Below are 19,633 nucleotides of genomic sequence, written 5' to 3'. Positions count from 1 at the left end.
AGGCGTTTCAAATCATGAGGTAACTTATGTTAGACCGCACTCCATCTCGCGAACTACAAGAACATCTTTGGGTATTTCCGATGGATTATCCAATTAAACTTATTGGTGATGCGGGTGAAGAATTACGTGTTGCTGTAGTCGATATTTTGGTAAAACATTTTCCAGATTTCGATCACTCATCACTAAAAGTTCAAGAATCTCGCACCGGCAAGTATCATTCTTTAACAGCACAATTGCGCTTTGAAGAATTAGAACAAGTTCATGCACTTTATGCTGACTTGGCTGCTTGTCCGCAGATTCGAACTGCGCTTTAACTTTAAGTTCTTAAATCAATACCACAGTCAGAAATTCTTACTGTGGTATTTTTTTGGAAATTTTTAAGCCAATTACCCTCGAAAAAACCATACAAATATTTAGAATTCCTCTTATAAAATCCTTTAAAATTACAAGGTTTTCGGCTTCTATCTTATAGATATTAACTGGGCACCGCCTGAATTAACTCATAGGAATATATTGTGATGAGCCTTGATAAACCTAACTTGATCATTCGACAATGGAACGATTTACAAGATTATCAAAGCAAGTTTGAAACCATGAAACTCTTAACAAACGAGCGTGATCAAGATACGCCTGATGAGTTATGGTTGCTTCAACATCATAATGTTTTAACCCAAGGTCAAGCAGGCAAACCTGAACACATTCTAATTTCATCAGACATTCCGGTAGTACAAACCGACCGTGGTGGCCAAGTGACTTGGCATGGACCAGGTCAACTGGTTGCTTACTTTATGTTTGATCTTAATCGGCTAAAATGGAATGTACGGACATTGGTCAGTTTTGCTGAACAATTTATGATAGATATTTTAAAAAAATATGGAATTGAAGCTTACGCCAAACCCGATGCCCCAGGGGTGTACGTGGATGGTCGTAAAATCGGTTCCTTAGGGTTCAAAATCCGTCGTGGTCGTAGTTACCATGGATTAGCACTAAATTTGGACTGCGCCCTAAATGGATTCCAGACCATCAATCCTTGCGGTTATGCGGGTTTAGAAATGGTGCGTATACAAGATTTAGTGACTCCTTGTCCATCATTTGATCAACTTTGTCAGGACTTTATTGAGTATATTAATAGCACTGGGTACTTTAATGACCCTAAAGTCAAATATGAATAAATCGCTTTGCGATGAAATAAAAATGGATTAGAGTAATTACTCTAAATTTGCTTTCGCATAATTTTAACAAGGGATACGCGAGTGATTTCGACAAAAGCGGTAAAGCCGACTCTGCAACTTGCCTACGTTAAGCTCATGATGGATGTTATTGGTCGTGGCTTAGTCATGGCAAGTCAAGTGGACACTGAAATACAAGAAGAAGTATCTAAATTTCCTGTTCACTTTGTACTTTCAATGAATGTTTTTCCGAATGGACCAGCATTTTTTGCTCGAGTGACAGAAGACAAACAGTTAGAGCTACTTCAAAGAGCTGAAAAAAAACCAGATTTAACGATTACATTCAAACATGTCACTCATGCCTTTTTAGTGTTTTCTTTTCAAGAAAGTACTGCTCAAGCATTTGCCAATGACCGAATGATTGCCGATGGTGATGTATCGGCTGCTATCCGCTTGGTACGCTGCCTAAATAAAATGGAATCTCTTATTTTACCTAAATTGGTTGCTTCACTAGCAGTCAAAGAATACCCAACCGAACTTACCCTAAAAGAAAAATTCAACGAGGCTGCAAACATTTACTTAAAAGTAGCCAAGTCCTATTTCAAGCGGAGCGCATAACATGGCCAAACCATATTACGAATTCTTTTGTCCTGTAAAAGTCATTGCTGGTAATGCTGCGCTAGAACATATTCCGTTTGAGCTTGCAACTTTAGGTGCAAAACGCCCTCTTATCATTACAGATAAAGGTGTGCGAGCAAATGGCTTATTAAATCCGATTGAAGCTGCATTTAGTACGACTGATGCTGTTATTGGTCATGTTTTTGATGATGTACCACCCGATTCGAGTTTAGAGGTCGTACGCCTTGCAGCAGAAGCTTATCGCACAAACAAATGTGATGCGATTATTGCTGTAGGTGGTGGTTCAGTCATAGACACTTCTAAAGCAACTAACATTTTAGTATCTGAAGGTGGAAATGACTTATTGCAATATGCAGGGGCTCACAACCTACCGAAACCATTAAAACCATTTTTTGTAATTCCAACAACTTCTGGCACTGGTTCGGAAGTGACTATGGTTGCTGTGGTTTCAGATACTCAAAAGAATGTTAAGTTAGCATTTGCTTCTTATTATTTAATGCCACATGCAGCGATTTTAGATCCACGCATGACACTTACATTGCCTCCTCATTTAACTGCAATGACTGGCATGGATGCTTTAACGCATTGTGTTGAAGCCTATACATGTCTGGCGGCTAACCCACTGAGCGATGCTTATGCAAGTGCCGGCATTAAAAAAATTAGTGAAAATCTGTTCAATGTATTAGAAAACCCAAATGACTCACAGGGCCGTTTAGAGCTAGCACAAGCTTCAACAATGGCGGGTATTGCATTTTCTAACTCAATGGTCGGCTTAGTCCATTCTTTAGGACATGCTTTAGGCGCTGTTGCTCACCTGCCCCACGGTTTATGCATGAATTTATTCTTACCTTACGTGCTTGAATATAACAAGCAAGTAAATGGTCAGAAAATTGGCGAGTTATTATTACCACTCGCTGGTGCAGATATTTATGCACAAACTCCAGCAAGCCAGCGCGCAGATAGGGCAATTACGACTATCTTAGCAATGCGTGATCGCCTGTTTACTTTAACAAAGTTACCCCGCACTTTACGTGAAACAGGTAAAGTAACTGAAGCACAGCTTGATGAAGTTGCAGAAAAAGCACTAAATGATGGCTCAATTATTTACAACCCGAAAGAAGCAAGCTTAAAAGATATCCGAGATATCTTAGAAAAAGCTTGGTAATTCGATAAGTTAAACTCCAAAAAACTCATAAAGGTCTGATTTATATATTAAATCAGACCTTTTTTATGACTAAGAATTTTTATTCATTATTTTATTTAAAATACATGGCAAAAAATTTGCTAAAAAATAGATGAAAGTAATGACAATTTATATCAATTTAGGATAGATTGGCGCACTTTATCTGTTTCTGTAGGGGGGATCGTTCGTCTCAAACGATCCTTAACACCAAGCTGATCCTTGATCAACGATTATGAGGATAACGCCGTTGACAAATTTATCTGGGACTAAACCAACAGCTAAGCTTCAAAAGAATCTTGTGCTTTGGCATATTATTATTATTGGTTTAGCTTACATTCAGCCATTAACTTTGTTTGATACTTTTGGTTTAGTGTCAGAACGAAGTGGCGGTCATGTACCAACTTCCTACATTTTTGCATTAGTCGCAATTTTATTAACATCGATCAGTTATGGACATATGATTAAGCGCTACCCTTCTTCTGGGTCGGCCTATACGTATGCTCAAAAATCAATTCACCCTAATGTTGGCTTTATGGTGGGTTGGTCTTCTTGGTTAGACTATTTACTGTCACCGCTTGTTAATATTATCTTGGCAGATATTTATCTAAGAGCTCTTTTTCCAGAAGTAAATAACTGGTTATGGGTGATTGGTTTAACAACTCTCATGACTGTTATTAATTTATTTGGTGCACGGTTCGTTGCACGTTTTAACAGCACGATCGTTATTATTCAGCTTGGCGTAATTTTTTATTTTGTTTATCAGGTATATATTTTACTTACTCAAGGTGTATATGCAGATGGAACTTTAAATCCAGATAAAGCGGCATTGTGGTCATTAACTCCTTTTTGGAATGATATGACGTCTGTCAGTTCTTTAATTGCTGGCGCGACCGTACTATGCTTCTCTTTTACCGGTTTTGATGCTCTATCTTCTCTTGCTGAAGAAACAAAAGATGCAGAAAAAACGCTACCAAAGGCTATTTTTTCTACAGCATTACTTGCAGGTATTATTTTCATTGTAAGTACTTACTTCATCCAACTATATTTCCCAAGTAATCCAAACACTTACTTTAATCCTTTAGATGAATCACAACCTGTGATGGTCGCTGCGATTGGTAGTCTGATGTTTAAAACTTTGGTTTTATATTTTGCTGTAGTCGCTGTGATGGCATCAGGTATTTCTGCACATGCGGGCGTATCACGTTTAATGTATGTGATGGGGCGCGATGGAGTCATCAACAAGAAATTATTTGGTCATATCAGTCCAAAATTGCATACTCCAACTTACAACATTCTTATTGTTGGTGTAGTTGCTTTATCTGCTGGTTTTTTAGATCTTGAGCATATTGTTAACTTGATTAGTTTTGGTGCCTTAACTGCTTTTAGTTTTGTTAACTTCTCTGTGATTTCTCGCTATGCATTAAGAGATGGCAAGAATAAAACGCTTAAAGACATCATCAATTATATTGTTATACCAACGCTTGGTTTTGCCAGTGTATTTATGATGTGGTTAGAGATTGATAAGCTTGCCTTACAAATTGGCTTAGCTTGGGCCGTTATTGGTGTAGGTTATCTTGCCTATAAAACCAAAGGCTTCAAATATAATGCTCCGCAACATAACGAGCATGAGTAATAAAAAAGGCGCTTAAAGCGCCTTTTTTATGGTCAAATTAACCGTAAATTTTATTCACAATGCTTTGTACACGTTGAGCATAAAGTTTTGTTGTTTCAAGATCACCTGTCGGAACCTCTTCCGCACTTGCATCAGAAGGCGATTGAACTAAAAGCCCCACTGAACCACCTAAGTTATTTACATCTTCACGTGTTGCAGTTTTTGTATTTGCTGGTAATAAACCAAGGCTTACCCAAATCCCACCATGCTGTGATGCTAAAGTTTGTAGTTGAATAAGAGTTACTTGCTTATCCCCATTTAAGCTCGCGCTGTTTGTGAAACCTGCAAATACTTTATCTTGCCAGCCGCGTGTAAACCACACTTTTGAAGTTGCATCAGCAAACTTTTTAAACTGCCATGGCGCTGTCCCCATATAAGTCGGAGCACCAAAAACAATCCCCTTTGCATCATTTAATGTCTGCCAATCTTGATCAGCAATATTACCTTCCTGATCAATCTGAATGAGCTGAGCATTAATCTCGTTTGCAAACGTTTCAGCAACAACTTTTGTGTGGCCATAACCAGAGAAATATACAACCGCGATATTAGAGTTAGACATGGGAGAAAACCTTTATTTTATTAAATTCCACTTTATGATATATTTTAGAAACTAGGTGTCAATTAGTTACTAGTTGGTAACTAGTGTAATTTTTCAAAAAATTATAGGTAAATGGTATGAATGAATGTCTAAAATATAATATTTTTCAGCAACATTGCCCTGCTCGTTTATTTTTTGAAAAGATTGCAGATAAATGGGTTTTATTGATTTTAAATGTTCTTGAAGAAGAAACTCAGCACTTCAATTTGCTTAAAAAGAATATTCAAGGCATTTCCCCTAAAGTCTTATCACAGAAGTTAAAAATGCTGGAAAGAGATGGCTTTATTGAACGTAAAATCCAGAATACATCCCCAATTCGCGTTGATTACTCACTTACGCCTTTAGGACACAATGTATCTGCAATGGCTTATCAGCTAAAAGAGTGGGCTGAAACCAATATTGAACAGGTTTTAGCAGCACAAATCGTCTATGACGAAAAAATGCTAGAGCAAGCTTAACTCATACTCTCTTTAAAATTTTATTGAATATTATCGATTAAGCTTTTTTCTTCTATTAAAGGTGACTCAACTTAATTGATTTTAATCGGTTCAGGTGGCGCACTTATTTTAAATTGAATAGTTAAAGGCTCACATTGCTTTACTTCTTCATTGTTTTTCAAATAGGCACTTTCTAGGCCATATTTCCAAGTACCATTCATGACTTCAAATGCTGGATAATTGACAATAAAAGTTTTTGTTTCACCTGGTTGATATTCGTAGATTTGAGTCTCTTTACAATCATTTTCCGGATAAGAACGTTTGGTATTTCCAAGTAAATAGAGTTCTAAAGGTACATAACAAGCAGGTTGCCGTTCTTGTATTTTTTCTAAGCCCACATTCATTTGAGTAATCTGTAAAGCAAGAGTACCGTTCAAAGTTAACTGCTGTGCATATTTAAAAACTGTTTCTTTTTCAATCGGTTCTCTTGTTACATTATTAAGAAATTCTAATTTACGATGTAAGCCATTACAGTCATCTTCACTTGGTGCAGGTAACCAAATTTCATTATCTTTTGAGTCACCTTTATTTCCATCGGCTGGTGTCTCGTAATCGCCTGGTTTACCGGGTTTAGTTGGATATCCTGATCCACCTAAACTGGCACCGCCTGCGAATAAATCCTCACCACAAGCAGTCAAAAGACCACCTATCAAAATAAAGCTCATAGATATTATTAATTTTTTATAAGTTGTTTTAGTCATATTGATAAGCTCCGAAACGGAAAGTTTTGATTGCACCCTCTTTTCCTTCATCGAGTGCACAACGTTCAATGGCTAACTTGAGTACTTGTAGTGATAGATCTTCCCATAAGCGTAAACTTGCTTCTTTGAGTAAAGTAATCGATTCATCTGTTAATTCATCAGCAAAAATTGCTTGTTCTAAATATGGCTCTTTTTCTGGCTGAAATAAATTATGAACTCCAGCAGCTAAATGTGCCTCTAAATTATTCGTTAATAATTTTCGAACCTCGAATTGCTCTACATCCGGCATAAAACTGCGTTGCTGTAACGACACAATGCCATTTTCTTCTTTCACAATATTTAAACGCTCAAGTTCATTCAAAATCGACCGCGGATGCTTTTCAGTTGAGACTTTTTTTACAAGATTTTCAAAGCTAATTTGCTCATTGCTAACAAAAGGAATTTTTTCTGATAAACCTTCTGCAAGCCATAAACCAATCACCCGAGCCGGAACACTTACTGGTTCTGCAACGTTTGCTTCAGTTAAAGGCTGTCCAGTTTGTGCCGCTTTTTTAAATGCATTTACATCTTTACGGTGTAGTCCTGAAAGTAAACTTACTGCCGAGTCCGTAGGCTTTTGTTCTATACGTTCCAATTCGGCTAAAGCTTCTTGATAAAAAACCGGTTTTAATGCCGTGACAAAATCGTTATATCCTACTCCCGAACGAATTAACCACTGAGTCAGATATTCCATTAACAGCAATACCTGCTTTTGGTTAAGTTCTGCATTATTCGTTTGGAGTGTGGACATAGGGCAATAATTTTCCTTCATCTTTGAAAAGCAGTATGAGCCGAGCAATTGTCACACTGAACGGTTTAAGATGCAATTTCCATTATCAGGCCTCCTTTGGAAACCGATGAACAAAATGGTTTGGGGCATTAAAATGGGTAAAAGAAATACTTATTGAAACATCCAGACTTTCTACACTATGCCACCAACCAATAGGGATAAATAAAGCCTCCCCAGCATTCAAAATGCACTCTAATGGGGTAATCGACTTTGCTAAAGGATATTTTTTTAAATCTATTTTATTGGCATCGCTCAACTCACTAAACACCCAATGATCGTTATATAGATGAGGTACTTGCAAGGCTGGAATCAAAGTTACTTTTTTGCGTCCATAAATTTGAACTAACATATTATTGGTTAAATCATGATGCAAAGGCGTAAAGGTTCCTTTGGGGCCAAACCATAAAAAACTACGTTCATCTTTTAGGTCCAAGTTACAATAACCTTCTGCAAAATCGCCTATATCTAAAAATAATTCCTGAAGCATTTGATGGCTATTGGTCGCATTATTTGCAGTCATATAGAAATCGTTGCTTGCTTCGACAGACATGATTTTTGATACAAACTCTGACATTTTCATAGTCTGCCTTAACAAAGGTGAATGCCTTTCAAATTGCTCATCTTTATTTCTATTCATTTGAACTTCAACTAAATGCTGGCCAAATCGAGTTGCAAAATATTGAGGTGACCATTTATGTAGAGCTGGCCAGTGATCTACTCCTTTTTTCAAAATCACAGGACGATGCTGACTGTAATAATCTTTAATAAAGTCTGAGAAAACTGGAGCCGTGATTAAAGGTATTTCTTTACAGTAATTAGAATCTAGCTGGGCCAATTGATCTAAAGTTTCTATTAGCCACTCACGTTTCTTAAATTTGTGGTGCTTTTTCTTAAGAATTTTATATAACTGATTATTTTCTAAATTACCTAAATATTCTTCTACTTTTTGCCGATGAAGCCCCTGCTCTACTAATCTTTTTACTATTTCCGCAGATGGTACCTCATTCAAAATTTGTTCGATGATCCATTCTTGATCTTGATCAGATAAGCTTAGGAAATTCGGCTCACTCGTTTGAAAAGTTAGCCCAAATCCATTTTCTTTTAAAACATCGACTAATTGCTCGATCGCACACCCTTTTTCTATATTTTCTTCAAGCCATTTTTTCCATTCAAATGGCAACTGGTCAAACCATTTTTGGCTTTGTTGGAATATTTCAATTTGATTATAAGCTGCCATGTTGAACCTTTTTTCAAATTTGATCTTTACAACTGCATTATAATTGATCTATTTTAAAAATGTTAAATTTTCACATTTTTATAAAAAAAGGGCTCATGTGATGAATAATATAGTAAAAGGAAGCAGTATTGCTTTGATTTTCATAGCATTAAGTGGTTGTGGTTCCGATGATAATGATTCGACACCAACACCGACACCGACACCAACACCAACACCAACACCAACACCGACACCGACACCAACACCAACACCAACACCAACACCAACACCAACACCAACACCAACACCAACACCAACACCAACACCAACACCAACACCAACACCAACACCAACAACTGTAGCGGATCGCTTCGTTGGAAGTTGGTTAGCAGGTAAAGGAGCATGTATTAACGGCTCTGCTCTAAAAATGAATGTGATTAAGGTGTCAGATAACAGTGTGCGTTTCACTAGCGAAACGGTACGCTATGAAAATGAAGAAAACTGTACAGGTAACATTGTGGCGAGCTATCGCCAAGCTGAAGATTTTAGTCTGGTTTCAAATATTGGAGCCCCACAAACTGTACAAACTTCAAGTTACAACAAAGTAGATTGGCAACTTGTAGTAGCTGGAAAACTAAATCAAAAACAACCAGCTATTTTGGGCTTTAAAAATGCAAATCAGTTCTGTTTAGTACCTACAGATCAACCTAGTGCGATTCATAATTATCTACAGCAAGCAAATTTCGATCTCATAAATACATGTTTCACCAAAACTACACCATCAGCAAGCATGCAAAAACCAACCCAAGTACTCGCAACAGCAAGTTATAGACTTGCAGATAATAAAGAATCTTGGGCAGACGTATTAAATCAACTTAATGATCAAGGACGCCAAGGCTATGCCCTTCTTGCGCCATCAGTCAGTTTAGATAACCCTGACGGTAGCTTTGCGCTGTATAAAAATCTGTATGTAAAAAACAACAAATCCACTGACACATATACCTATAAAACGGTTGATGTAAAAACCACTTCAGTAGCTAACCGTTATTTACTATGGGTCAGTGAATTAAATAAACAAGGTAGCTTAGGCTATATATATAAACTCTCATTTGGAGAAGTAGCATCAAATACAAACAAATATTTATTTGTAAAAAATGATAAAAAACCAGCAACCTACGCCTACTCCAACCGATTCTTAACAAATACATCTCGGACTAGTATCTTAAATGCCTTCAATGAACTTGGAGCTCAAGGGTGCAAATTACTCTACGCAAACTCGACATTTACCAATAACGGTACAACAAATGGCACATTCTATGTTCCAACATGTGTAAATAGTAGTACACATAACGGGACCTATGCTTATCGTTTTTTCGAAGTTCCAAAACATATTCCATTTAACAAAGATGATGCAATAAAACTTGAAAAACTTCTAAAAGAACAAGCAACCGAAGGCTATAGACTTGTCGATGCAAGTAATAATATTGGCTTCTTTAATGTTGATGGTTATTTATTTGAACGTGACAGTGAAAATACAGGGCCTATTGAATATAAAGTATTTATTGAAGATGCAGCATCTCAATTAGATGAGCCTTATATCGTTGAAAACCGTATTCAAGATCAAGGTAAGTTAGGATGGTTCTTTGCGGTTAAACTTGGATCGGTCTATACCAACTCACCGACTAACTATGATTTAGCAAGTGGGGTTATTTTCCCTAAATAAGAAATCCAAAAACAAATAAGGCCACAATGATGGCCTTATTTTTATTTTAAAAATTTAACTAATTATCCTAGATTTTTGAAACCTTGCTGACGCCATGCTTCATAAACAATCACAGCCGTTGCATTCGATAAATTTAAACTTCTTGAATTTTCAGCCATTGGTAAACGAATCCACTGCTCTTGTGGAAACATTAAGCGAACATGCTCAGGCAAACCACGTGTTTCTGGCCCCATCAATAAAGCCACAGGTCGGTTTAAATCAACCGTGTGAGGAGTTGCAGAACCTTTAGTGGTTAAAGGAAAAACATGCTCAACACCTTTAGCTTTTAAATCTGCAAGACACAATTCAATATTGTCCCAAATCTGCATACGTGCCCATTCATGATAATCAAGGCCTGCACGCTTAAGCTTTTTATCATCTAGCTCGAAACCCAAGGGTTTAACTAAATGTAACTGTGCACCCGTATTAGCACATAAACGAATGATATTGCCTGTATTGGCAGGAATTTCAGGCTCGTAAAGGACAACATGAATCACAAATTTTCTCGACTTTAATAACAAACAATAAATTCAGATGAACTTATTGCCATTTTAACTGTTCACGTAAACTCACTACTTCACCAATAATGGTTAAAGTCGGCGCTACGATATGATGTTCAGACACTTTAGTCGCAATATCGGCTAATGTTCCAACGATAACTTTCTGTTCTGGTGTAGTTCCTTTAGAGATTAAAGCCACTGGCATGTCTGCACGCTGACCATGAGCAATAAGTTGCTCACAAATACGTTCCAATCCAACCAATCCCATATATAAAACTAAAGTTTGATTTTCATAAACCAGTTCATTCCAAGGTAGTTCAGGAGAACCTTCCTTTAAATGTCCAGTTAAAAAACGAACACTTTGTGCATAGTCTCGGTGTGTAAGTGGAATCCCCGCATAAGCCGAACAGCCTGATGCTGCAGTAATACCTGGTACTACTTGGAAAGTGACATTTGCTTCAACTAACTCTTGAATCTCTTCGCCACCACGGCCAAAGATAAAGGGATCACCACCTTTCAAACGACAAACGCGTTTTCCCTGTTGAGCATATTCAACCAGTAGAGCATTAATACCATCTTGGGGAACCGAGTGGTTTGAACGGGCTTTACCAACATAAATTTTAGTGGCATCACGGCGACAAAGCTCTAAGATGGGTTCAGACACCAAACGGTCATAAATCACAACATCTGCTTGTTGCATAAGACGTAGTGCTTTTAATGTCAGTAGCTCAGGATCACCCGGTCCAGCACCTACCAAATAAACCTCGCCTTTAGGCGCTGTCCACTCTGTTAAGGCTTGCTGAATCAAATCATTTGCTACATCTAGATTGTCATTAAAAACTTGTTCTTTTAATGGACTAGCATATAGGTTTTCCCAAAAGATTCGGCGCTCATCGGGGTTAGTAATCTTTTCTTTTACCTGCTTACGCCATTGACCTGAAAATTCAGCCAACTTACCCATACCATGTGGAACTATTGTTTCTATTTGAGTACGAAGTTGTCTAGATAAGACTGGCGATGCACCATTTGAGGCAACAGAAATGATCAATGGAGAACGGTCAATAATCGCTGGAACCATAAAACGGCAGTGCGGAATATCATCGACACTATTAACCAGCAAATTACGCACTTCACATTGTTCAAAAACGGCTTTGTTCACTTGCGCATCATTAGTCGCAGCAATCACTAAGCGATAAGGTGTATTTAATATTTTTTCGACAAAGGTCTCAGCAAAATACCGTCCTCCAGTCGCCTGAATCAACGGTAAAAGCTGATCTTCAATTGCTGGAGCAATAATATCAATTACTGCTCCAGCTTTGGCTAAAAGATTTGCTTTGCGCAAAGCAATATGCCCACCACCCACAATCAGACAACGTTGCTGTTGCAACTTTAAAGAGATTGGAAAAATATCCACCTTAAACCTCTACATTAATTATCTGATTTTGGTTAAGCAAAAACCGTGCACAATTTAGATGCAAAGCTTAATCAATAAATGTTAAACCACCCATATATGGGCGTAATACTTCTGGAATCTCGATAGAACCATCTTCACGTTGGTAATTTTCCATCACGGCAAGCAAAGTACGGCCAACGGCAAGACCTGAACCATTTAGAGTGTGCACCAATTCGGTCTTCTTTTGATCCATTCTGTAGCGTGCTTTCATACGGCGTGCTTGAAAATCGCCCATATTAGAGCAGCTTGAGATTTCACGGTAAGTATTTTGGCTTGGAACCCAAACTTCTAAATCGTAAGTTTTAGTCGCGCCGAACCCCATATCACCACCACAGAGCAAAATTTTGCGGTATGGCAAACCAAGTGCCTGCAAAATGCCCTCTGCATGTGCAGTAAGGTCTTCAAGTGCCTGCATAGAAGTTTCAGGTTTAACGATTTGCACCATTTCAACCTTGTCAAACTGGTGCTGACGAATTAAACCACGCGTATCACGGCCATAAGATCCTGCTTCACTACGGAAACATGGTGTATGCGCAGCGTATTTTAATGGCAAGCGATCTGCATCAATAATTTCATCACGAACGAAGTTAGTAACTGGAACTTCTGCTGTAGGGATGAGGTAATATTCTTTTTCGCCTTGAAGTTTAAATAAATCTTCTTCAAATTTTGGTAACTGACCCGTACCACGCAGTGAATCAGCATTTACCAAATAAGGCACATAAGCCTCTGTATAGCCATTCTTTAAAGTATGGGTATCAAGCATGAACTGCGTTAAAGCACGTTGTAGACGCGCTAAAGAGCCCTTCAACACGCTAAAACGTGAACCGGTCAATTTAGTTGCAGTTTCAAACTCGAGTCCACCCATCCACTCGCCTAAATCGGTATGATCTTTGATTTCAAAATCAAACTGACGAGGTGTACCCCATTTTGAGATTTCAACGTTATCATCTTCATTTTTACCAGCAGGAACAGATTCATCTGGTAAGTTAGGGATGCTAAGCGCTTTTTGCTCAATTTCATTTTGTAGCTCTGACAAAGCAACTTCAGCAGCTTTGATTTCATCACCAATCGCTTGCATACGCGCCATGGTTTCAGAAGCATCACCACCGGATTTTTTAATCTGACCCACTTGTTTTGCACCGGCATTCCGTTCTGCCTGCAATTTTTCAGTTTTTGATTGCAAGTCTTTACGGCGAGTTTCTAAAGAAGCCCATTCTTGAACATCTAATTGAACACCACGTTTTGCCAAAGCCGCATTAACGGCTTCAATATTATTTCTGAGTAACTTAGGGTCGATCATAATCAATCATAATATGGGTAAAAAACTGGCTATAGTGTAAGGCCTTCACACTAAAAAATATAGTGATCATCTTCATAACGAATAGCTTTCACACAATTGTTAGAAGAGATCACCTATTTTACAAGTTATAGTTTGGCACACTTGGCAAATACTCAGGTTTAATGAACTTAGCTGCTTCAGAATATGGCAATGTTAATTCACTCATCCCTTCGGCATAAGAAGCCAATTCATAGATCGGATAGACAAAAACAATACCATTTGCGCCATAGTAAAAATTATCACTGAGTTGCAGTTTTTCACGGCTGATATTGTGCTCTTGAAGCCAGTTTGTATTCGCATCAAAAAGTGCATCAACTAATTTTTTTTCAACATCTGGCTGAATGAGTTCGGCAACAGTAATATGCTTTTTACTTAATAAATCAAAATTCACAAATTCTTGATGAGACATTCCATGTGCTGCACCAGCTGAGTACGAATAAGTCTGTAATGCAAAAGTTGCAAGGTTATAATTTTGCCCTAAATAACGGACATAAATTGCACTTTGACTCGAACGAAGCTCACTTTCAGGTACATCGACTGGCTGATCAGCTAAATTTGCAAAAGCATTTGGATCTGCTTTCTTTATACGATTAGTAAAGTAATCATTAATCCACTTTTGATTGGTTTGTACTGTTTGAAAGTCATACTCTGTACAACCATCTTCTAAACAAACTTTTGATTTCGGCAATTTTACTGGGATTACTTTTGCCTGAATTACAGGAACACCTGCCTCTTTTGTTTCTTTAACTTTTGCAGTCGAAGCGGCTTGCTCCTCTTTAGCTGCCGATTTCGGTTGGCAACCACTCACAATTGCCATTGCAGCCATTAATGGAAGAATACAAATAATTTTTTTATCGTAAAGTCGCATAATAATCCCCATGAATTTACCCCTATCACTATACAAAGCGTAAGAATAAGACGGGGTTAAAAAATGTATCTATCTCTCATATATAAAAAAAGCTACCGTGTAAGGTAGCTTTTTTGAGAAGGCATTAATTATTGGTCAATAACATCTGTGCCTTTTGGTGGTGTAAAGTTAAATACCGATGCTGGAATTGAAGCATTCACTTTCACATTTTTGAAACGCACATAGGTGGTTTGACCTAATGAGTCTTGTAACACCATAAGTGTAGGCGCTTTATTTGCTCCGAAACTAATCGTTAAGCTTTGGAAAGCACCATCTTCTTTTTTAGGAAATAATGTGAAATAGAGTTTTGATTTATCTGGCTGTGTTACACGATAAGACTTCATGATTTGATTGGTATTACCAGAGAGCAATAACGCTGGCGTATCTGCAACCTGATCATCTAAGCTTTGGCGTACAGCTTGTTGTAAATCTGGATCGTAAATCCAAACTGTTTTCCCGCTCGTTACAATCGTCTGTTTAGACGGACTCACAGTTTCCCAATAAAACTTCCCCGGACGTTCAACTTTCATTGAACCTTTAAATGTCTGGTTCATATGCTGGGCACTTAAACTCTTTTTCTGTGCCACAGTTTTTGTATTGGCTTTAGTGGTTTGTTCAAAATCGGCAGTCAAACGCTGTAATCCTGATAACTGATTTACCAGGTTCCCAATTGCCTGTTGCTCCGGTGCTGCTACAGGCGCAGCAAACACTGTAGTACTCATTACAGGAGCAAGCACTGACGCGCTGAGTGTAATAGCACACATAGTTTTACGAAGCATATTCATGTCATCACCTTTTTAGTTGCTGTAAGACAACTTGCCATCTTTCAAAGTTATGAAAAATTAGCAAGCTCTTAATTCAAGACTCATATTAACCGACAAACTCTGTGCTAATCATTGAGAAAATAAGATATTTTGTTATGTTATTCATGTTGTTTGTAGAATTTCATTCATCATGATGAAGATAAACCAGATTAGATTCCATAAAAAAAGCCCACAAAATGTGGGCTTTTTTTGAAGCTAAAACTTAAACAGTTTCAACTTTTACGTAGCGACGGCCAAATTGACCTTTCACTTCGAATTTTACTACGCCGTCAGCAGTAGCAAATAAAGTATGGTCACGGCCCATACCAACATTTGCACCAGCGTGGAACTCTGTACCACGTTGACGAACGATGATGTTACCAGCAGTTACAGCTTGACCGCCGTAAATTTTAACACCTAACATTTTTGGGTTTGAATCACGACCGTTCTTCGTCGATCCACCGGCTTTTTTAGTTGCCATGTCTCTTACTCCTCGTGATTAGCCTGAAATACCAGTAATTTTCAACTCAGTGAACCATTGACGGTGACCTTGTTGTTTACGGTAATGTTTACGACGACGCATTTTGATAATGCGGATTTTGTCGTGACGACCATGACCAACCACTTCTGCAGTTACTTTAGCGCCAGCTACAACTGGAGCACCGATTTGAATGCTGTCACCGTTTACAACCATTAATACATCATCAAATGTAATAGTCGCGCCAGATTCAGCTTTCAATAATTCAACTTTAAGGGTTTCACCCTCAACTACACGGTGCTGTTTACCACCGCTTTGGATTACTGCGTACATAATGTACTCCAATCAGCCCGTGTCGTCGTGTCGATAAAGGGATATACCGAGCTTAAAACGAACGCCACTGGGATCATATAAGGCGACAGATTTTAAGTGAAATTTGATCAAACGACAAGTATTTTCTATTTATCAGTGATGCCTATTCTCCTATTTTTACAAAATCGACAAGCAGCTTAGATTGGAATTTATCAGTTTTCATTGATTCTGAATGAAAATTAAAATACAGTTCCAGACACAAATTGCGACAAGAACAAGTTGTATTAATGCTGATGTCATTAAATTTATTGTTTTGCCGGAAATATCATGTTTTGCTTAAATAAAGAACAAAGAACGCATAAAGACAATAGAAATGATTAATATCAGCCACTTGTTCACCTGTGCAACACATCTTTAATTGATACACTAACGCGACTTATCTACCAATACGGGGTTTTTCTTCATATGGTCATCGATTTCAAGCAAGATATTCTTGCGCCTGTTGCCTCAGACTTTGCTGCGATGGATCACTTGATTAATGAAGGAATTAGCTCAAAAGTCGGTTTAGTCATGTCTGTCAGCAAACATGTTGTTGAAGCTGGCGGAAAACGTATGCGCCCAATCATGTGCTTACTCGCTGCTCGTGCATGTGGTTTAGATAATATGGCAAACGCACAGCGTCTGGCCGCAATCATTGAAATGTTGCATACCGCGACATTAGTCCATGATGATGTGGTAGATGAATCTGGGCTTCGTCGTGGTCGACCTACAGCAAATGCGACATGGAACAATCAGACAGCCGTATTAGTCGGTGACTTCCTCATTGCCCGTGCTTTCGATTTACTAGTCGATTTAAATAACATGACTTTATTGAAAGATTTTTCAACAGGTACATGTGAAATTGCTGAAGGTGAAGTATTACAACTTCAATCGCAGCATCAACCCGATACAACAGAAGAAACTTATTTAAAAATTATTCACGGTAAAACTTCTCGCCTGTTTGAACTCGCTACAGAAGGCGCTGCTATTTTAGCTGGACAAGAAGCGTATCGTGAACCATTGAGATTGTTTGCTGGTCATTTTGGTAATGCATTCCAAATTATTGATGATATTTTAGACTACACTTCAGATGCTGAAACATTAGGTAAAAATATTGGTGATGATTTAATGGAAGGTAAGCCAACTTTACCGTTAATTTCTGCATTAGCCCATTCAACTGGTGAAGAACATGCGATTATTCGTCGCAGTATTGCAACTGGTGGTGTGGACCAATTACCTCAGGTTATTGAAATTGTACAGAAGTCTGGTGCTTTAGATTACTGCCACCAACGTGCCCAAGAAGAAACAGAAGCAGCACTGCAAGCTTTATCAAACCTTCCCGATACACCATATCGTCAGGCTTTGATTAACTTAACTCAGCTTGCGTTACATCGAATACAATAGATATTATTTTGCCTATGCATATAAATTTTTCAGATCATTTTTTAAAAATACAGAAACAGCTTGAGGATACTCAAGCTGTTATTGATGAAAATTCACTCATTGAATTAGTCAATGCCATTCGTCCATCCGATCCTAATGATACGATTGAGATCAAGCAAAAAATACAGGCTTTCATTGAAAGTCTATTACGTACACCTACAGCTCCCCTCCTACTACAAACTTTTTTATTACGTTTAATTAATCGCTATAAGCAAGTAAGTTTATATGCAGATAGTGGAATTTTGTCTTTAGATGGTTTCTGGAACCAACTGGGACAAAGACTCGGAGCACATTTTTTACCGTTAATCGAAGATGCAAGCCAACTCAAAATATTAATTGGTCGAATTTTCTATTTAGAAAGTGACAAAATCTGGCTTAATAATATTGATGATGAAGATTGGGCAAACTTATTTAGCCTTATTGGACAAAGCCAAAGTAATGTAGACGAAAAGCTTGTCATTCAAAGTGAAATGATTAAAGCAATCACCGTCTTAACTTATCGAATTAGTGGAATTGGTCTTTACCCTGAATTTATTAATGCTCAACCCGAATTAACTGAATATGAATCACCATTTTTAGTTCAGAACCGTGAAATTATTGAGTTTATCGAAAAGTACAAAAAACAAGAACTTTCTGAACATGAAATTGCGGTTATTTCTCCTCCCGATGCATCACAAGCATTTGTGATGTTGGAACAATGCCGGGATGTTGTTTTAAAGATTCGTCGTGCCACAAAAAGAATCGGTGTCAGCTTAAGCTTAACTTATTTATTGTCGTTACTTGAGCAGTGCCTCGACCGAATTGAATTACTGCTTTATTTGGTTGTAGATAACAGTAAAGGAAAATATGTCTCTTTAGGGCATCTTATTTCCGATTTAACCAAGGCGCACTACAGTGAAAAAAGTGTTCGTTCTTTATTAAGTACGACAAGTGAACTTATTGCCTTTCAAGTGACTGAAAATGCCAGCCGAACAGGTGAACATTATGTAAGTACTGATACCAAAGGTTTCTGGGGCATGTATAAAGCTGCCGCTGGAGCGGGCGTTATTATCGCTTGTATGGCATCTTTAAAAATTCTTGCAGCAAGAATGACTATGGCTCCGCTCATGCAAGCCTTTACTTTCAGTATGAATTATTCCCTAGGGTTCATTCTGATCCATGTTCTACATTTCACAGTTGCAACCAAACAACCTGCGATGACTGCTGCGGCTCTTGCTGCAACAGTACAACAGCGTAAAGGCTCTAAAACAGCTCAAATTGCAGAGTTAGCAGCTCTTATTATTAATATTATTCGAACACAATTTATTGCTATTTTAGGCAATATTTCAATTGCGATTCCTACAGCCGCACTCATTACTTTTGCTTGGCAATTCTATCTTGATGAGCCTTTATTAACTCATACTAAAGCGACTTATTTGTTGCACAGCTTAAATCCCTTCACCTCTTTGGCTGTTCCACATGCAGCCGTAGCCGGAGTTTGCTTATTTTTGTCAGGTCTCATTGCGGGATATTTCGACAACATGGCTGTTTATCGGAAAGTCGGTCCACGCCTAAGAGCACATCACCGCTTAGCAAACTGGTTTGGGCAAGATCGCTTAAACCGTTTTGCTGAATATATTGAGCGTAACTTAGGAGCCTTAGCGGGTAACTTCTTATTCGGGATTATGTTAGGAAGTATGGGCACCATAGGCTTTATTTTAGGTTTACCTTTAGATATTCGCCATATTGCCTTTGCATCAGCTAACTTTATTCAAGGTTTAATGACCATTAACGGTAGCCCAGATATCGGACTGATTATTGTGTCCTTCCTAGGTGTGTTATGTATTGGTCTCACTAACTTATTCGTTAGTTTCACCTTAACCATTATTGTGGCACTACGGGCACGTCGAGTTCGCTTCGAACAATGGAAACCTTTAGCTAAACTGGTAATGACCCATTTTCTGACTCGTCCAAGCGATTTTTTCTGGCCACCAAAACAACCTCTAGAACTTGAAGAAAATACCACTACAAATAATGGAAAAAAGACAGAACACTAACAATTTTGCTTTGTACACAAAATGTGAATTCCGTCAATTTTGTTGTGATTGTTTTTC

Annotated in this window: 20 protein-coding genes; 9 read left to right on the top strand and 11 right to left on the bottom strand. The window is 38.0% G+C overall.

The window, feature by feature from the left end:
* Positions 1–26: 26 nt before the first annotated feature.
* The 5 genes from AC2117_RS03885 to AC2117_RS03865 all read left to right on the top strand — a co-directional run bounded on the left by AC2117_RS03885 (position 27) and on the right by AC2117_RS03865 (position 4,624).
* A complete protein-coding gene (locus tag AC2117_RS03885) occupies positions 27–314 on the top strand; it encodes a YbeD family protein (RefSeq protein WP_042897606.1) in 288 nt (95 codons plus the stop codon).
* Positions 315–518: 204 nt separating this feature from the next.
* Positions 519–1,172, top strand: coding sequence for a lipoyl(octanoyl) transferase LipB (lipB, locus tag AC2117_RS03880; protein ID WP_133972057.1), 654 nt, complete (start codon positions 519–521; stop codon positions 1,170–1,172).
* Between the two features lie 81 nt (positions 1,173–1,253).
* Positions 1,254–1,787, top strand: coding sequence for a hypothetical protein (locus AC2117_RS03875; RefSeq protein WP_042897610.1), 534 nt, complete (start codon positions 1,254–1,256; stop codon positions 1,785–1,787).
* A 1-nt stretch (position 1,788) separates the two neighbouring features.
* Positions 1,789–2,973, top strand: coding sequence for an iron-containing alcohol dehydrogenase (locus AC2117_RS03870; protein WP_133972055.1), 1,185 nt, complete (start codon positions 1,789–1,791; stop codon positions 2,971–2,973).
* Between the two features lie 265 nt (positions 2,974–3,238).
* On the top strand, positions 3,239–4,624 hold the full coding sequence (locus AC2117_RS03865; protein ID WP_133972053.1) for an APC family permease: 1,386 nt from the start codon (positions 3,239–3,241) through the stop codon (positions 4,622–4,624).
* A gap of 37 nt (positions 4,625–4,661) precedes the next feature.
* On the opposite strand, the gene AC2117_RS03860 is transcribed toward AC2117_RS03865, so the two are convergent.
* The gene (locus AC2117_RS03860) at positions 4,662–5,222 is read right to left on the bottom strand and encodes a flavodoxin family protein (protein ID WP_133972051.1); all 561 of its coding nucleotides are present in this window, start codon (positions 5,220–5,222) and stop codon (positions 4,662–4,664) included.
* A gap of 116 nt (positions 5,223–5,338) precedes the next feature.
* Here AC2117_RS03860 and AC2117_RS03855 point away from each other — a divergent pair, with 116 nt between their 5' ends.
* Positions 5,339–5,719, top strand: a complete 381-nt coding sequence (locus AC2117_RS03855; protein ID WP_133972049.1) for a winged helix-turn-helix transcriptional regulator — start codon at positions 5,339–5,341, stop codon at positions 5,717–5,719.
* A 71-nt stretch (positions 5,720–5,790) separates the two neighbouring features.
* On the opposite strand, the gene AC2117_RS03850 is transcribed toward AC2117_RS03855, so the two are convergent.
* The 3 genes from AC2117_RS03850 to AC2117_RS03840 form a co-directional block, all read right to left on the bottom strand.
* Positions 5,791–6,423, bottom strand: coding sequence for a hypothetical protein (locus tag AC2117_RS03850; protein ID WP_133976179.1), 633 nt, complete (start codon positions 6,421–6,423; stop codon positions 5,791–5,793).
* A gap of 28 nt (positions 6,424–6,451) precedes the next feature.
* On the bottom strand, positions 6,452–7,249 hold the full coding sequence (locus AC2117_RS03845) for a DUF6502 family protein (protein ID WP_133972047.1): 798 nt from the start codon (positions 7,247–7,249) through the stop codon (positions 6,452–6,454).
* An 85-nt stretch (positions 7,250–7,334) separates the two neighbouring features.
* A complete protein-coding gene (locus AC2117_RS03840) occupies positions 7,335–8,525 on the bottom strand; it encodes a cupin-like domain-containing protein (RefSeq protein ID WP_133972045.1) in 1,191 nt (396 codons plus the stop codon).
* A gap of 100 nt (positions 8,526–8,625) precedes the next feature.
* Here AC2117_RS03840 and AC2117_RS03835 point away from each other — a divergent pair, with 100 nt between their 5' ends.
* Positions 8,626–10,227 carry a PT dipeptide repeat lipoprotein gene (locus AC2117_RS03835; protein ID WP_133972044.1) on the top strand — a complete coding sequence of 534 codons (1,602 nt, stop codon included), beginning with the start codon at positions 8,626–8,628 and terminating at the stop codon, positions 10,225–10,227.
* 62 nt (positions 10,228–10,289) lie between these two features.
* Here the strand turns inward: AC2117_RS03835 and AC2117_RS03830 are convergent, their stop codons facing one another.
* The 7 genes from AC2117_RS03830 to rplU all read right to left on the bottom strand — a co-directional run bounded on the left by AC2117_RS03830 (position 10,290) and on the right by rplU (position 16,079).
* Positions 10,290–10,763 carry a tRNA (cytidine(34)-2'-O)-methyltransferase gene (locus AC2117_RS03830; protein WP_002116042.1) on the bottom strand — a complete coding sequence of 158 codons (474 nt, stop codon included), beginning with the start codon at positions 10,761–10,763 and terminating at the stop codon, positions 10,290–10,292.
* 43 nt (positions 10,764–10,806) lie between these two features.
* Positions 10,807–12,180, bottom strand: coding sequence for a siroheme synthase CysG (gene cysG / locus AC2117_RS03825; RefSeq protein WP_133972041.1), 1,374 nt, complete (start codon positions 12,178–12,180; stop codon positions 10,807–10,809).
* A 67-nt stretch (positions 12,181–12,247) separates the two neighbouring features.
* Positions 12,248–13,519: a serine--tRNA ligase gene (serS, locus tag AC2117_RS03820; protein ID WP_133972039.1), complete on the bottom strand. Its 1,272-nt coding sequence runs from the start codon at positions 13,517–13,519 to the stop codon at positions 12,248–12,250.
* A gap of 118 nt (positions 13,520–13,637) precedes the next feature.
* Entirely contained in the window at positions 13,638–14,438 is an 801-nt protein-coding gene (locus AC2117_RS03815) for an RsiV family protein (protein WP_133972037.1), read from the bottom strand.
* A 116-nt stretch (positions 14,439–14,554) separates the two neighbouring features.
* Positions 14,555–15,250 (bottom strand): outer membrane lipoprotein chaperone LolA, encoded by a 696-nt coding sequence (gene lolA, locus AC2117_RS03810; RefSeq protein WP_003655415.1) that lies wholly within the window; start codon positions 15,248–15,250, stop codon positions 14,555–14,557.
* Between the two features lie 241 nt (positions 15,251–15,491).
* Positions 15,492–15,749: a 50S ribosomal protein L27 gene (gene rpmA, locus AC2117_RS03805; protein ID WP_003655414.1), complete on the bottom strand. Its 258-nt coding sequence runs from the start codon at positions 15,747–15,749 to the stop codon at positions 15,492–15,494.
* Positions 15,750–15,767: 18 nt separating this feature from the next.
* Positions 15,768–16,079: a 50S ribosomal protein L21 gene (gene rplU, locus AC2117_RS03800; RefSeq protein ID WP_004639133.1), complete on the bottom strand. Its 312-nt coding sequence runs from the start codon at positions 16,077–16,079 to the stop codon at positions 15,768–15,770.
* A gap of 444 nt (positions 16,080–16,523) precedes the next feature.
* On the opposite strand from rplU, the gene sdsA reads away from it, so the two are divergent.
* Together sdsA and AC2117_RS03790 are read left to right on the top strand one after the other, a co-directional pair.
* Complete coding sequence (gene sdsA / locus AC2117_RS03795; protein WP_016143332.1) at positions 16,524–17,501, top strand: All-trans-nonaprenyl-diphosphate synthase; 978 nt, start codon at positions 16,524–16,526, stop codon at positions 17,499–17,501.
* Positions 17,502–17,515: 14 nt separating this feature from the next.
* A complete protein-coding gene (locus AC2117_RS03790; protein ID WP_133972035.1) occupies positions 17,516–19,576 on the top strand; it encodes a site-specific recombinase in 2,061 nt (686 codons plus the stop codon).
* Positions 19,577–19,633 lie beyond the last annotated feature (57 nt).

Origin of the sequence: Acinetobacter calcoaceticus (genome assembly GCF_900520355.1) — a bacterium.
GTDB classification, from domain to species: Bacteria; Pseudomonadota; Gammaproteobacteria; order Pseudomonadales; family Moraxellaceae; genus Acinetobacter; species Acinetobacter calcoaceticus_C.
This window is presented reverse-complemented; position numbering and strand designations above follow the sequence as displayed.

What these genes read in the sequence shown, in the direction of transcription:
- AC2117_RS03885 (WP_042897606.1), top strand. Translation starts at nt 27, where the DNA reads ATGTTAGACCGCACTCCATCTCGCGAACTACAAGAACATCTTTGGGTA.
- lipB (WP_133972057.1), top strand. Translation starts at nt 519, where the DNA reads ATGAGCCTTGATAAACCTAACTTGATCATTCGACAATGGAACGATTTA.
- AC2117_RS03870 (WP_133972055.1), top strand. Translation starts at nt 1,789, where the DNA reads ATGGCCAAACCATATTACGAATTCTTTTGTCCTGTAAAAGTCATTGCT.
- AC2117_RS03860 (WP_133972051.1), bottom strand. Translation starts at nt 5,222, where the DNA reads ATGTCTAACTCTAATATCGCGGTTGTATATTTCTCTGGTTATGGCCAC.
- AC2117_RS03855 (WP_133972049.1), top strand. Translation starts at nt 5,339, where the DNA reads ATGAATGAATGTCTAAAATATAATATTTTTCAGCAACATTGCCCTGCT.
- AC2117_RS03850 (WP_133976179.1), bottom strand. Translation starts at nt 6,423, where the DNA reads ATGAGCTTTATTTTGATAGGTGGTCTTTTGACTGCTTGTGGTGAGGAT.
- AC2117_RS03845 (WP_133972047.1), bottom strand. Translation starts at nt 7,249, where the DNA reads ATGTCCACACTCCAAACGAATAATGCAGAACTTAACCAAAAGCAGGTA.
- AC2117_RS03840 (WP_133972045.1), bottom strand. Translation starts at nt 8,525, where the DNA reads ATGGCAGCTTATAATCAAATTGAAATATTCCAACAAAGCCAAAAATGG.
- AC2117_RS03835 (WP_133972044.1), top strand. Translation starts at nt 8,626, where the DNA reads ATGAATAATATAGTAAAAGGAAGCAGTATTGCTTTGATTTTCATAGCA.
- serS (WP_133972039.1), bottom strand. Translation starts at nt 13,519, where the DNA reads ATGATCGACCCTAAGTTACTCAGAAATAATATTGAAGCCGTTAATGCG.
- AC2117_RS03815 (WP_133972037.1), bottom strand. Translation starts at nt 14,438, where the DNA reads ATGGGGATTATTATGCGACTTTACGATAAAAAAATTATTTGTATTCTT.
- lolA (WP_003655415.1), bottom strand. Translation starts at nt 15,250, where the DNA reads ATGAATATGCTTCGTAAAACTATGTGTGCTATTACACTCAGCGCGTCA.
- rpmA (WP_003655414.1), bottom strand. Translation starts at nt 15,749, where the DNA reads ATGGCAACTAAAAAAGCCGGTGGATCGACGAAGAACGGTCGTGATTCA.
- rplU (WP_004639133.1), bottom strand. Translation starts at nt 16,079, where the DNA reads ATGTACGCAGTAATCCAAAGCGGTGGTAAACAGCACCGTGTAGTTGAG.
- sdsA (WP_016143332.1), top strand. Translation starts at nt 16,524, where the DNA reads ATGGTCATCGATTTCAAGCAAGATATTCTTGCGCCTGTTGCCTCAGAC.
- AC2117_RS03790 (WP_133972035.1), top strand. Translation starts at nt 17,516, where the DNA reads ATGCATATAAATTTTTCAGATCATTTTTTAAAAATACAGAAACAGCTT.